This is a genomic window from Nitrosomonas sp. Is37 (assembly GCF_033063275.1).
Lineage (GTDB): Bacteria > Pseudomonadota > Gammaproteobacteria > Burkholderiales > Nitrosomonadaceae > Nitrosomonas.
Map to the genome: position 1 here is coordinate 47,709 of NZ_JAWJYP010000009.1, position 12,852 is coordinate 60,560.

The window sequence follows — 12,852 nt, forward strand, 5'->3', positions numbered from 1 at the left end:
TGGAGGATAGCTAAACAAATGAATAAACAGACTCCAACTCTACTGATCAGGCTGTGGCGTTCGCTGTGGACGACCCTGCGCCATGCCTGGGCAAAGCGTGAGACAGTGTCTTACCCGGAGATCAAGCGCCCCCTGCCCGGGCGCTGGCGTGGCCGCATCGTGCTTACCCGCGATCCTGATGGCGAAGAACGGTGTGTGGCCTGTTATTTATGCTCAGCGGTATGCCCGGTGGACTGCATCCACTTGCAATCTACGCAGCGAGCCGACGGTCGGCGTTATCCGGAAACATTTCGCATCGATTTCAGCCGTTGCATCTTTTGTGGCTTTTGTGAAGAGTCCTGCCCAACACTGGCAATACAGCTTACGCCAGATTTCGAGATGTGCGAGCGGAGTCATAATGAGCTGGTGTACGAGAAAGAGCAACTGCTGATCGACGGTCAGGGCAAGCACGTCGGCTACAATTTTTACCGCCATGCTGGCATCGCAATCTTCGGCAAGGCTATTGGCGAGGGTGTCCGAGATACACCGCCGGTGGATCATGATACCAATCTGCCCTAGCAGACGGAGAACAGTTCGTCTTATGGGAGGATGCATCGATTTACCCTGCACAAAGATAAAGGAAAGCAACAATGATGAACAGAACAACCCGTTCAACAGGGTCAGCCCATGTATGAGTTCATTTTTTATCTTTCTTCCGCCATTGCAGTGGTTGCTGCAGGCGCGATCTTGGTAGTGCGTCATCCGGTTCATGCTGCCCTTTACCTGATCGTATCATTGCTGGCTTTAGCATTGCTGTTCTTCCTGCTAGGTGCACCACTGCTGGCAGCACTCCAGGTCATGCTATACGCTGGTGCAATCATGGTATTGTTCCTGTTCATGATGATGGTGATGAATTTACGCACCGAACGAAATCTGCCACTGTTACTCCCTGGCAGTTGGGGAGGAATAGCATTACTGGCTCTACTTCTGTGGTTGGTACTCTTGCTGTTACTTAGTAGATCGTCATTACATGAGGCAGGCAGCATCACGGTGATCGAACCTAAGGAAGTGGGAAGCGCTTTGTTTGGTCCATACCTGGTGGTGGTCGAAGCTGCTGCGATTTTGTTGCTGGCAGCATTGGTGGCAGCCCTCTATCTCAGTCGAAGGGGAAAACGGTGATCCCACTTAGTCACAGCCTGGCTATCGCTGCTCTATTATTCGTACTGGGTCTCGCCGTAGTGTTATTACGGCGAGAGCTGTTGTTCATATTGATAGGACTGGAAGTGATGCTCAATGGCGTTGCCTTAACGGCAATAGCAGCAGGCCAATACTGGGGCAATGCCGATGGCCAGGTACTGGTTATCATGCTGTTGACGGTAACTGCTGCAGAAGTAGTGGTGGCACTGATCCTGGTATGGCTAGCTTTTGATCACTACAAGGCAGTCCGCGTGGAAACGCTCACCCACCTCAGGGATGATACTGACAGGAGTACATCGTGAGCCAGTGGCTATGGCTGATTCCCGGCACCCCCTTGCTTGGATCGCTCATCATCCTCTTCCTGGGGAGTCTGCTGCGACGAAAACACCTTGCCATGGTAGCTTGTTGTGCCTCAGCTGCTGCTTTTTTGGTGGTGGTGCTCGCATGGCTGACCGAAGCCACCAGCCAGCCGTTACAGCAAACCCTCTATACCTGGGTAGCAGTGGGCGAGTGGCGACCGATGTTCGGTTTCACACTTGATCGCCTTGCTTTGGTAATGGTGAGCATAGTCAGCAGTGTGGGTTTATTGGTCCATCTTTACTCGGTACCCTTTATGGCTGAAGAGGCCGATCAGCGTCGTTATTATTTTTTTCTCAACCTGTTTTTAGCCGGCATGCTGTTACTGGTGCTAGCTGACAATCTGCTGTTTCTCTATCTGGGGTGGGAACTGGTCGGACTGTGCTCCTATGCCCTGATTGGTTTCTGGTACCGAGACCCGCTACCAAGCAATGCTGGGCGCAAGGCCTTTATTGTCACCCGCATTGGCGATACAGCGCTGGCACTCGGCATCTTCCTCCTATTCAGCCAATTTCACGAATTATCGCTATCCGCGCTGCTCACGAGTGCTACCGTCCAGTGGGAAAAAGGCTCAACATTGGCTACTCTGGCGACGCTGTTAATCCTGGGCGGAGCTGTGGGTAAGTCAGCACAATTACCATTACAAGTCTGGCTACCTGATGCCATGCTCGGCCCCAGTCCTGTTTCTGCATTGATCCACGCCGCCACCATGGTCACGGCAGGAGTTTATTTAATCGCGCGCACTCACCCCTTATTTGAGTTGGCACCCCATACGCAATGGCTCGTGGCAGCCATCGGTGCGCTGACCATCGTCTATGGCGCCAGCGCTGCAGTGGCGCAAAGCGATTTCAAGAAAGTATTAGCTTACTCGACCATCAGTCAGATAGGCTACATGTTTCTAGCCCTTGGCTGCGGAGCCTATACCATAGCGCTCTTTCATCTTACCACTCATGCTTTCTTCAAGGCTTTGCTGTTCCTATCTGCAGGAGCAGTGATCCGTGCCAGTGGAGATGAACACGATATAAACAGTCTAGGCAAAATAGGTAACCATCCATCCATAGCTCGCTGGACATTCCTGATTGGCGCTGCCTCACTGGCTGGTGTGCCTTTCATCACCGCTGGCTTTTATAGCAAAGATGCCATTCTTGTCACTGCATGGTCGGCACCTGCTGGCCCGCTATTGTGGGCCTTCGCTGCTTTCGGCGCCCTGCTGACTGCGATCTATATCTTTCGCGTCTATTTTCTTGTCTTCCATGGTTCAGGCCCCAGAACCTCGACTATATCCCTTCCCTATTTCATGTCATTACCGTTACTCATTTTGGCGTTGCTCAGCATCGTTAGTGGCTTCATTGAATTACCGGAAGGCTGGCCTGGTCCTCATCTTTGGAGTCTATGGCTGGCAGATGAGCTTGCTGTAGCAACCTTCCCTCCGCCAACCATTACTTATACTCTCCAATTCATTACTGCGTTGTTGCCATTAGCAGGTTTTGGCTTGGCCTTGTGGTTGATCCAGCGCGAGCAAGCATATCAATCACTTCCTTTGGCAAATTTTTTGCGCAGCGGTTGGGGTTTTGATGCTTTCTACCATGCCACGCTGGTACGTCCCTACCTTGCTCTGGCAAGGATACTGCAAGCTGGTGAAAGTAAGGAAGGCATCACATATATCGTGGTACGTCCTTACCGCGCTCTTGCCAGAGGAGTGTCAGATGCTGTGGAAACTCTTCTGATTGAGGGAGCACTAACCAGAATAACGCGTGGATTTTTGGCCTTTGCCACCTTCTGCCGCAAAGGTGTGGAATATAAGACGTTAGAAGCCGGCATCACTAGCCTGGTGGCGGCGCTGCGCTTCAGCTATACGATACTGAGCACTACCCAAAACGGTTTTCTGAGCCGCTATGCCCTGGTGATAAGCACAGGGGCCGTGTTCTTCCTGGGATATTGGTTATGGTGAGGAGAGTATTATGGACTGGTTGAGCGTGCTGATATTTCTACCCCTGTTTGGCGGACTCTGGATCAGTTTGACAGGGCGTAACAAAACAGCTTTTGCACGTTGGGCTGCGCTAGCGGTTACCAGTACAGAGCTGTTGATCTCGCTTTGCCTGTGGTGGGGTGCAGTCCCCAATGAAGAGGGTTATTTTTACATCATGCGTGCTCCCTGGGTACCCGCCATGGGGATTCAATTTTTATTGGGTATGGATGGTATCAGTCTGTTGCTGGTACTTCTGACCGCACTGCTGGGCCCTGTGGTAGTCCTTGTCTCGTGGAATGCAGTACAACGCAATTGGCCCGCTTTTGCCGCCCTCCTCCTCGCTACCGAAGCAGGAATCATGGGGGTCTTCCTGTCGCTGGATCTGGTGTTGTTCTATGTGTTCTGGGAGCTGATGTTAGTGCCGATGTATTTTCTGATTGGGTTGTGGGGGCACGAGCGGAGGCTCTATGCCGCCTACAAGTTTTTCCTTTTCACGATTACCGGTTCACTGTTGATGCTAGTAGCAATCCTCGGATTGTACTTCACTCATGGCAAGCAAACCGGTATTTACACGTTCGATTACTTCGAGTTGTTACAGATCAATCTGCCAGGCAACAGCGAGATGTGGCTGATGCTCGGCTTTTTTGTGGCTTTCGCTGTCAAGATTCCGCTGTTTCCAATACACAGTTGGCTGCCTGACGCTCACACCGAAGCACCCACAGCAGGCAGCATCTTCCTCGCAGGCTTATTACTGAAAACCGGTGCTTACGGCTTGTTGCGTTTCTGTCTGCCACTGTTTCCTGAGGCCTCCGCAGACTTTGCGCCCGTTGGTATGACTCTAGGGATGATCGGTATCCTCTATGGTGCTTTGTTGGCCTTGGTCCAGGAGGATATGAAGCGACTCATTGCTTATTCTTCTATCAGCCACCTGGGTTTTGTGGTGTTTGGCATCTATGCCTGGAATGAGGAAAGTTTGAACGGCGCTGTGCTCTTGATGCTAGCCCACGGAGTGACAACGGGCGCGATGTTTGCCATGGTCGGCATGTTGGAAGAACGTTCCGGCACCCGTTTACTAGCGCAACTGGGGGGACTATTATCGCCACTACCCCGTCTGGCTTCCCTGTTGCTGCTCTTTACACTCTCTGCGATGAGTATGCCAGGGCTGGCCAACTTCGTCGGTGAATTCCTGGTCCTTGCCGGCGTATTCCAGGTCTCAGCTGGGCTTGCCGTAGCAGGTGCCCTGGGCATTATTGCTGGAGTCGTTTACCTGCTGTGGATGTACCAGCGCGCCATGCTGGGGGAGATAACCATTAAACGAGCATGGACCGACCTCAACCGTCGCGAAACTGTGTCGCTGGGACTTTTAGCATTTGCGGTACTATGGCTGGGTCTGTATCCTGCCCCCTTCCTTGACAGTCTGCAAATCCCCGTGGCTGCTATCATCGAATCGAAAAGCTCTGTGCCTACCGGATCGATTGATGCCCTCCGCTGACCTGATCAACCTCATCCCTTACTTGTTGCTAACAACGGGCGGCCTAGCCATATTAACGCTGGGTATCTGGCCAAAGCGTGTTTCGATCCGATTATTATCGACTGCTACGCTGGCTTTCCTACTGCTAGGTGCTGCCGCTACCTCACTGTGGCAAATACCTGGTGCAGTAGGTAGTATGCTGGTAATCGACGACATAAGCCGCCTGTTTACTCTATTTTTTATATTCGGTGCTGCAGCCATCGTCATGCTATCCTTTGGCCACGCTCCCATCCGCAATGAACTCCAAGAGGAATACTTGAGCCTAATCCTCTTTGCCACATTAGGAATGGCATTGCTTGTAAGCTCAAACAATCTTATCAGCGCTTTTGTCGGCCTAGAAATCCTGGCTGTACCGCTCTATGCCCTTATCGCCTGGCAACCAACAAGATATGGCGCGATCGAAGGCGGGATAAAATATGCTGTGCTCGCTGGCTTTGCAACTGCATTTTTTCTTTATGGCGTTGCCCTGGCCTATGCCAGCAGCGGCACATTGGACCTGACTGAGCTGAATACAGTTGCTAGCGATGAATCCTTACTGCCAGTCGCCATTACCCTGATCCTAGTCGGGATAGGATTCAAGGTGGCCTTGGTACCGTTTCATATGTGGGCTCCTGATATCTACCAGGCCGCCCCTTCACCGATAACAGCTCTATTCGCGAGTTTCAGCAAAGCTGCGACAATGGTATTTCTGATCCGGTTATTGTGCTTGCAATTACCTTCTCTATGGGAGATGCTGCTTCCGTTATTGTGGGGACTTGCGTTAATCAGTATGGTAGTAGGTAACCTATTGGCGCTGAATCAGCAGAATTTGAAAAGGCTACTCGCCTATTCCTCTGTCGCCCATCTCGGTTATATCCTGGTAGCGCTGTCAGCGGGTACTGCTCAAGGCCGCGATGCCGCTATCTATTATGCTGTTACCTTAGCAATTATGAACGTGGGTGCATTTGCTGTCATCGTTGCGTTGACACGCCGTGATCAAGATCGCGAAAACCTGATAGATTATCGCGGACTGGGGCGTCGATATCCGATGCTGGGACTTGCTATGGGAATCTACCTGCTAGCCCTCGCTGGCCTTCCGCCGACAGCTGGCTTTATGGCCAAGCTACTCGCCTTTGGCGCAGCTATTGAGGTCGGCAATGTCATGTTAGCGATCGTGGCAGTAATCAACACGGCGCTCTCTTTTTTTTATTACTTACGGGTAATGATGGTATTTTATAGTGAGCAAGAGACAACCTTAGACACCATCCCGCCGACACAGGGCACATTGATTGTCATAATCATTACCATTCTCTTGATTATCGGACTTGGCATTTTCCCGGAGTGGCTATTGGGGTCTCTTAAATTGCCTTGAAGTACGGGATTTTTCAAGAAAATTGTCGCCGAAATATCTATGCATAATCGTAATTATTACAAGGAAATAGACGTAACGGCAGAGCTTCTATGAAATCGATTTCGATTGTAATTTGTCATTATCCGATAATACCTCTGTACTGAGCATAATAATTTCGATCTCATTGATAATCTCCTCCTGACGCAATCTGTTAGCCCTCATCCGCAATCCTGCAGTATCCTTCTCCAGATGTTGAATAGCGCTATCCATATGAGCCAGTCGCTTACGATTTTCCCTCATGAATGATGAATAAAATACTTCATGTAACAGCACATAAAGATACTGATCAGTCAGTTTAGTTAAAAATTGTGTCGGCTCCAGATTCAACAGAGGGGGATGAGAATAAGTCAATTTTGTTTCAGGTAATGACAGGGGTAATAATTGGCGTAGCCTGATTCTCTCACTTTCATCGTCATAGTAAAGTACGCTGATCCGCCCTATTTTTGCTGACGCAGCCTGCTGCAATCTGTTCAGCACATCAATCAATCGCAGCAACGTAATCGGTACCTCTTCTGCCACGCTATGGCTTTCAATAAAAGCGGCAATACGAAGGTTCTCAAATAATTTGCTTTCAAGCTTGCGTCCAACGGCTATCAGCAAAGTTTCTCTTTGCAGTTCCTGGCTGTTTAGGAACGCAACTAACGAATCATTATAATCACCGCAAAAACCCCGCTCTGAACCAATAATAATCAATAGTTGCTGACTATCTGAATAGGCCTGGATCTGGGGGTAAAAATACAGGAAATCCTGTGCCGTCATTTCAATGCTAGCGGTAACACGGCGCTGCGTATCGAGAAACATTTCCAGTTTGCGGATTTCAAGTAGAGCAAGGTTTTTCATCGTTTTCATGATGCCGCAGATCTCGTCCAGCGTCGCCAGCCGCTCTTTTACCTCACGTCGCTTACTCATTCCATACCCATTTCATTCAGCCAGGTATGAATCAGGATTTTCCACTGATCGTGACCTTCCTCAATACTCAACCTGGTACGTGCTATTTGCTCTTGCAGAAATTGCAGGTGCGGTTTTACCTGATCCAGCTCAAGGTGATCAAACATCCCTTCGTTATAGGCAACAAGCCAGGCCATCTGGAATTCAATGGTTAACGGAGTAAGCGGCTCTTGCTTGAGTATCTCTCGTAATATCTGACCACGTCGTATACGTGCCTCCATGGAGGGTTCGAGTCGTGAGCCAAAGCGAGTGAATACTTCGAGTTCAAGAAACTGCAAATAATCCAGCTTCATTCGCCCGGCTTCCTTTTTAATGTTGGGATGCTGCGCATTTCCCCCAATACGCGACACCGAGCGTGTTACATCAATTGCCGGCAGGAAACCACGCACAAATAACTGTTGATCAAGATAAATCTGTCCATCCGTAATGGAAATCAGATTGGTGGGAATATATGAGGCGATTTCACCCTGTTCTGTCTCTATAATCGGCAATGCGGTCATACTGCCACCTCCCTGTTTGGCCGACAAACGGGTAGAACGCTCCAGCAGGCGAGAATGTAAAAAGAAAATATCACCCGGATAAGCTTCACGGCCGGGTGGTCTGCGCAGCAGCAAAGAAAGTTCGCGATAACTCCTTGCATGCGTGCTTAGGTCATCATAAACCACGAGCGTATCATAACCTTCTGCCATCCAGGCCTCAGCCACAGCACAACCTGCAAAAGGTGCCAGATATTTTAAGCCAGGCATGGCAGTTGCTTCTGCAACTACCAAGGCAGTATTACTCAATGCTTGATTGCGCCGCAGAATCTCGATTGTATTCACAACGGTGGAACGTTTCTGACCGATTAAAACATAAACACAATAAACATTCTTGTCACGCTGATTAATAACCGTATCAATGGCGAGCGAGCTTTTACCGGTGCCATTATCCCCGATGATCAATTGTCGCTGCCCTTTGCCAATCGGAATCATGGTATCGATAATTTTGTTGCCGGTATACAGCGGTTGCGACACAAAATCACGTGCAATAATTGGGGGAGAGCGCACATCCAGCAAACGATAGGTATCGAATTGAATCGGACCGGCATCATCAAGCGGAACACCCAACGGATCGATCACTCGACCAAGCAGGGCACGACTCACCCCAATAGTCAAACGTTTTCCTGTCAGAAAAACAGAGGCACCCGCTGTCAATTGGCTGGTCTGTCGTAGCAGGATAGCACCCACCCGATCACGGGCAAGATGAAACACTAAGGCACTGCTGCCATCTTCCAGATAGACCACATCCTCCATACGCGCAGAAGGCAATCCACTAATCCAGGCAATGCCATCACCGACAGATACCACATTGCCTTGCTCTGACAAACGGAGACCATATTGGTAGCGTGCTAACCAGTCGGTCTGGCTGTCAGCAAGAGAATTACTCGAAGAATTGGCACTACTGGCTTCCCGCTGTAGCATGCTGCAAAGATCCACTAAAAAATTTTAATTCGTCACGTAAATTAGCATGCAGGATCCACGAGCCTATCACTATCTGAAATCCTGCGATCAGATCAGGATTTACCTGAAATTCGATTGGCAGCATTCTGCCAGCGACATCTGATAAATGATGCGTTAGTTCATTTTGTTTATTTTCATCCAGTGGAAATGCACTTTGAACTTTTATCTGCAACTCTGGTACTGCTGTGGCTTCTGTAATGACGCGTTTATTTTCTTTGCTCAGACCGTGTAAATCTTCTAGTAGCAATGCATAAAGACCTGCTTCCAATTGAGGTGAGGCAAGGCGGGAGAATAATTTAGTAGTAAATGCGATACCTTGGGCAATTCCTTGTTCTTCCATTCTGCGCTCAAATTCACGTTTGGCGCGCTCATCCAGCACCTTGCGCCGTTCTGCTTCTTCATTGATTTTGGCATTCAATTCAGCCAGTTTATTTTCACGCATTGCCGCCAGCTTAGCCATCAGGCGTACCTGGGCATCTTCTTTTTCCTTTTCCCATTCAGCCAGAAATTTTTCATGCTGCTGCTTAAGCTTATCTGCCTCAGCTTTGGTTTGGTGCGCATCAGCCAGAGTCTTTTCGATATCGGCGCGACGTCTGGCAATAATATCCAGTATAGGTTGATACAAAAAATGCTTTAAGATCCAGATAAGTACCAGAAAGTTGATGATTTCAAGGATGAAGGTTGTCCAGTCAAAATTCACGAATTCACCTGATACTCATCGGTTAATCAGATATTCCAGCAGTGGGTTACGAAACAGAATGATGAGCACAATTACCAGCACATAAATAGCAAGTGACTCAATCATCGCCAGGCCTATAAATAAAGTGCGCATAATAGATTTTTCTGCTTCCGGTTGACGAGCAAGTGAATCTATCGCCTGGCTGATTGCCCGCCCCATCGCCATCGCTGGGCCCATCATGCCAATAGCGACACCTAATACTGCGCTGACAGTAGAAAGTATCGTAAACCAGGACAAATCATTCACAAGCTAGCTCCTTTTTCATTTTGTTGAGATTGCATGGCGCCGGCAACATAAATCAGGGCTAACATACCAAAAATATAGGCCTGAACCAATGCCTCGACGATATGCAACATTAACACGGGCACCGGCACCAGTAAGCCAGCTACGAACAAAACTAGCAATGCCACCAGTTCTAGGCTCATAATGTTGCCAAATAAACGTACTGCTAAAGCAATTGTGCGTGTGACCTCACTAATCAAGTGAAATGGTAACAAGATTGGAGAAGGGCTGAGATAGTGTTTTAAATAACGCACTCCCTCATTGCGTATCCCAAACCAATGAACCGACAAGAAAACCAGTATCGCTAGACCTGCGGTTACGGACAAATTGCCAGTCGGAGAATGGAGTTCCGGAACAATGCCGACCAGGTTGGCAATGACAATATAAATCCATAAAGTTCCGATAAACGGCATCATTTGCTGCGCATAACCCGGCGATACCGCTTCGATGCTTTCCTCAATTAACAAAATAATCCCCTCCAGCATGGTCTGTACGGGCCCAGGATCAAGCGATAATTGTCGTGTGGCAAGCCAGCAAAATACACCTAGAAATAACATGATGCCCCAGGTAGTGATCACGATTGAGGTGATTGCAAAGGGTCCAGCATAAAATACGACAACGGCTTCTTCCATCAGTCGTGCTTCCGCACATACAAATAAACATTAACCATACCCACGATAATGCCCACGATAATGAGTCCTATGGTCCAATGAACAGAATATCCTTGCGCCTTCTCATCCAGCCAGTTACCAAGATAGGCCCCAATGATGATTGGCAGTATGAACAACAAGGAAAGTGTTCCCAAAAATATGGATTGAGCAAGCAGAGTAGGACGTTCCCGTTGGGCGCGTTGCATCCGTTTCACCTGGCGTTCCACTGATTTGCGTAGCTCTTCGTCGTTCATGATTTGTCTTCAGATCATCTGGCTGCCAAAATGCCCAATTTGCCATAAACGCCGGAACATCTCCTGTTCCAGGTGAGCGAGGCTTTCTTTTAGCGCTCGTAATGCTTCTTCTTCCTTGAGCAGCTGCTCCAGCAAGCCTTTACTGATGCGCTGATAATCCTTATCTTGCAGGAAGTGGCGCGTGCTCAGATAGAGATTATTGTTCGTAAAATAAAGTATGCCACCAGGAAGCGCAAGATAAATCCAGCCACCATCCTGTAGCTGATAGCGCGCCAGACCGTAGTCCATTGCAGTCATCATGCGTTCATGATTGGCCAGAATGCCGAAACTGCCAGTACTGTCCTCTCCTACAAAACTGATCACATCGTCAGCGTATACATATTGCGTCGCACTCTGTACATGCAAATTAAAAGTCTTCATATTCAATATCCGAATTTATCCCTGCATTGAACCTCGCATATAGCACCGTTCTTCCGGCACAGCATCGTAATCTCCTCGCAGAAAAGCCTCACAGTCGGTCAGTGTTACATCCAGTCCCACTGATACGCCGGGTACACCAGTGTGCGAAGCCATTACATGGAATGGCTGCGTTAAATATCGTTGCAGTTTACGAGCGCGCATTACAATACGTTGATCTTTCTGGGAGAGCGCCTCCAGACCCAGCATGGCAATAATATCTTCCAGTTCCTGATAGCGCGCAAGATGTTCACGGACACCTTCGGCAATACTATAGTGCCGATCACCCAGAAATGCGCGATTCATCATTTTGCTCGATGACTGCAAAGGGTCGACTGTCGGGTAAATTCCCTTGGCTGCCTGGCTACGAGACAGAATCACGATAGTATCCAGATGCGTTAGAATGGTACTGACAGCAGGATCAGTCATATCATCTGCAGGCACATACACTGCTTCCACTGCTGTAATATTTCCACTACGCGTTGAGATGATCCGCTCCTGTAATTCTGCGACTTCACTCATTAAGGTAGGTTGATAACCAACCGTAGCAGGCATTCGACCCAGTAATCCAGAAATTTCACTCCCTGCCTGCACAAATCGAAAGACATTATCTATCATCAATAATACTTCTTTGCCTAAGGTATCTCTCAGATACTCCGCATAGGTTAAAGCAGATAAGCCCACACGGAAACGCACACCGGGTGATTCATCCATCTGACCAAATATCATCAGTGCGCGCGGCATTACTCCGGATTCCTGCATCTGGTACCATAATTCATGACCTTCACGGATACGCTCACCCACGCCCGCAAATACCGACACACCCTGATGGAGACTAACAATGGCGTGCATAAACTCCATAATCAGGACTGTCTTTCCCACGCCCGCACCCCCAAATAAGCCGGTTTTCCCACCTTTAATAAATGGACAAAGTAAATCAATGACTTTGATACCTGATTCGAGAATTCCTCCAACTGGCACTGTTTCAGATAATAATGCGGGAGGAACAATAATGCTCCGCATATCTTTTGCCTCGAGCGGTGGCTCACCATCAAGCGGCATACCAAACATATTCAGTACCCGATTCAGGCAATCCGGTGTTACTGGAACGCGTAAAGGGCCACCACTATCGAAAACAGATAAACCACGCTTAAGACCACTGGTAGGGTGCAAAGCAATTGCACGCACGCGTTGCTCATCCAGATGGCGATAAACCTCAAAAGGGTAAAATTCATGATCGGTTGTGCTAAATAGAGCCTGATGCAGCGGAGGTAAACGTTTACAAAATACGTCAACTACAGGTCCATGAATTTCCTCGATTACCCCAAGTGGCTCTCCTGCGGGATGCATTGATGGGATTATCTGTTCCATCGGAAAAAACTCCTCAGTTACAGTTTTACTCAATGACTGCTTTTTATACTGCTGAATTGAAGACTATCTATTTTTAGATTAGATCTGTAAGTACTAATCGTCTAGTTTTAAAGAAGTTAAACTATTCCCGACAAAATCGCGGACTTAGATTGTTAAGACTGTTAAACTTTCAAAGATACAAATAAATGCTCATTTCACCTCAAGGCAAGATCACATACTCAATCTATTTG

Annotated in this window: 14 protein-coding genes; 6 read left to right on the forward strand and 8 right to left on the reverse strand. The window is 48.5% G+C overall.

Annotated features, from left to right (window positions below; all coding sequences use genetic code 11):
* Positions 1-18 precede the first annotated feature (18 nt).
* The 6 genes from nuoI (at position 19) to R2Q26_RS05875 (ending at position 6,384) form a co-directional block, all read left to right on the forward strand.
* A complete protein-coding gene (gene nuoI / locus R2Q26_RS05850) occupies positions 19-558 on the forward strand; it encodes an NADH-quinone oxidoreductase subunit NuoI (protein ID WP_317535420.1) in 540 nt (179 codons plus the stop codon).
* A gap of 108 nt (positions 559-666) precedes the next feature.
* Complete coding sequence (locus R2Q26_RS05855; RefSeq protein WP_317535421.1) at positions 667-1,158, forward strand: NADH-quinone oxidoreductase subunit J; 492 nt, start codon at positions 667-669, stop codon at positions 1,156-1,158.
* Positions 1,155-1,478, forward strand: a complete 324-nt coding sequence (nuoK, locus tag R2Q26_RS05860) for an NADH-quinone oxidoreductase subunit NuoK (protein WP_317535422.1) — start codon at positions 1,155-1,157, stop codon at positions 1,476-1,478. Before R2Q26_RS05855 ends, nuoK begins: the two co-directional genes overlap by 4 nt.
* Positions 1,475-3,484: an NADH-quinone oxidoreductase subunit L gene (nuoL, locus tag R2Q26_RS05865; protein WP_317535423.1), complete on the forward strand. Its 2,010-nt coding sequence runs from the start codon at positions 1,475-1,477 to the stop codon at positions 3,482-3,484. The genes nuoK and nuoL overlap by 4 nt, the downstream gene beginning before the upstream one ends.
* 10 nt (positions 3,485-3,494) lie before the next feature.
* Positions 3,495-4,994, forward strand: coding sequence for an NADH-quinone oxidoreductase subunit M (locus R2Q26_RS05870; RefSeq protein ID WP_317535424.1), 1,500 nt, complete (start codon positions 3,495-3,497; stop codon positions 4,992-4,994).
* On the forward strand, positions 4,981-6,384 hold the full coding sequence (locus R2Q26_RS05875; protein ID WP_317535425.1) for an NADH-quinone oxidoreductase subunit N: 1,404 nt from the start codon (positions 4,981-4,983) through the stop codon (positions 6,382-6,384). The genes R2Q26_RS05870 and R2Q26_RS05875 overlap by 14 nt, the downstream gene beginning before the upstream one ends.
* A gap of 87 nt (positions 6,385-6,471) precedes the next feature.
* On the opposite strand, the gene R2Q26_RS05880 is transcribed toward R2Q26_RS05875, so the two are convergent.
* From R2Q26_RS05880 to atpD, 8 genes are read right to left on the reverse strand one after another with little or no spacing between them, the layout of a single operon-like run.
* Positions 6,472-7,332, reverse strand: coding sequence for a FoF1 ATP synthase subunit gamma (locus R2Q26_RS05880; protein WP_317535426.1), 861 nt, complete (start codon positions 7,330-7,332; stop codon positions 6,472-6,474).
* Positions 7,329-8,831, reverse strand: coding sequence for a F0F1 ATP synthase subunit alpha (locus R2Q26_RS05885; protein ID WP_317535427.1), 1,503 nt, complete (start codon positions 8,829-8,831; stop codon positions 7,329-7,331). The genes R2Q26_RS05880 and R2Q26_RS05885 overlap by 4 nt, the downstream gene beginning before the upstream one ends.
* Positions 8,809-9,570: a F0F1 ATP synthase subunit delta gene (locus R2Q26_RS05890; protein WP_317535428.1), complete on the reverse strand. Its 762-nt coding sequence runs from the start codon at positions 9,568-9,570 to the stop codon at positions 8,809-8,811. Before R2Q26_RS05890 ends, R2Q26_RS05885 begins: the two co-directional genes overlap by 23 nt.
* Positions 9,571-9,585: 15 nt before the next feature.
* The gene (gene atpE / locus R2Q26_RS05895; RefSeq protein ID WP_317535429.1) at positions 9,586-9,855 is read right to left on the reverse strand and encodes an ATP synthase F0 subunit C; all 270 of its coding nucleotides are present in this window, start codon (positions 9,853-9,855) and stop codon (positions 9,586-9,588) included.
* Entirely contained in the window at positions 9,852-10,523 is a 672-nt protein-coding gene (locus R2Q26_RS05900) for a F0F1 ATP synthase subunit A (protein WP_090572065.1), read from the reverse strand. Before R2Q26_RS05900 ends, atpE begins: the two co-directional genes overlap by 4 nt.
* The gene (locus R2Q26_RS05905; protein WP_317535430.1) at positions 10,523-10,795 is read right to left on the reverse strand and encodes an AtpZ/AtpI family protein; all 273 of its coding nucleotides are present in this window, start codon (positions 10,793-10,795) and stop codon (positions 10,523-10,525) included. The genes R2Q26_RS05900 and R2Q26_RS05905 overlap by 1 nt, the downstream gene beginning before the upstream one ends.
* A 9-nt stretch (positions 10,796-10,804) precedes the next feature.
* Positions 10,805-11,215, reverse strand: coding sequence for a hypothetical protein (locus R2Q26_RS05910; RefSeq protein ID WP_317535431.1), 411 nt, complete (start codon positions 11,213-11,215; stop codon positions 10,805-10,807).
* 15 nt (positions 11,216-11,230) lie between these two features.
* Positions 11,231-12,601: a F0F1 ATP synthase subunit beta gene (gene atpD, locus R2Q26_RS05915; protein WP_411182325.1), complete on the reverse strand. Its 1,371-nt coding sequence runs from the start codon at positions 12,599-12,601 to the stop codon at positions 11,231-11,233.
* Between the last annotated feature and the right edge of the window lie 251 nt (positions 12,602-12,852).

Excerpts from the sequence above, each read along its gene's own strand:
- R2Q26_RS05855 (WP_317535421.1), top strand. The coding sequence starts at position 667 with ATGTATGAGTTCATTTTTTATCTTTCTTCCGCCATTGCAGTGGTTGCT.
- nuoI (WP_317535420.1), top strand. The coding sequence starts at position 19 with ATGAATAAACAGACTCCAACTCTACTGATCAGGCTGTGGCGTTCGCTG.
- R2Q26_RS05905 (WP_317535430.1), bottom strand. The coding sequence starts at position 10,795 with ATGAACGACGAAGAGCTACGCAAATCAGTGGAACGCCAGGTGAAACGG.
- R2Q26_RS05870 (WP_317535424.1), top strand. The coding sequence starts at position 3,495 with ATGGACTGGTTGAGCGTGCTGATATTTCTACCCCTGTTTGGCGGACTC.
- atpD (WP_411182325.1), bottom strand. The coding sequence starts at position 12,601 with ATGCATCCCGCAGGAGAGCCACTTGGGGTAATCGAGGAAATTCATGGA.
- R2Q26_RS05900 (WP_090572065.1), bottom strand. The coding sequence starts at position 10,523 with ATGGAAGAAGCCGTTGTCGTATTTTATGCTGGACCCTTTGCAATCACC.
- R2Q26_RS05885 (WP_317535427.1), bottom strand. The coding sequence starts at position 8,831 with ATGCTACAGCGGGAAGCCAGTAGTGCCAATTCTTCGAGTAATTCTCTT.
- R2Q26_RS05910 (WP_317535431.1), bottom strand. The coding sequence starts at position 11,215 with ATGAAGACTTTTAATTTGCATGTACAGAGTGCGACGCAATATGTATAC.
- R2Q26_RS05880 (WP_317535426.1), bottom strand. The coding sequence starts at position 7,332 with ATGAGTAAGCGACGTGAGGTAAAAGAGCGGCTGGCGACGCTGGACGAG.
- R2Q26_RS05875 (WP_317535425.1), top strand. The coding sequence starts at position 4,981 with ATGCCCTCCGCTGACCTGATCAACCTCATCCCTTACTTGTTGCTAACA.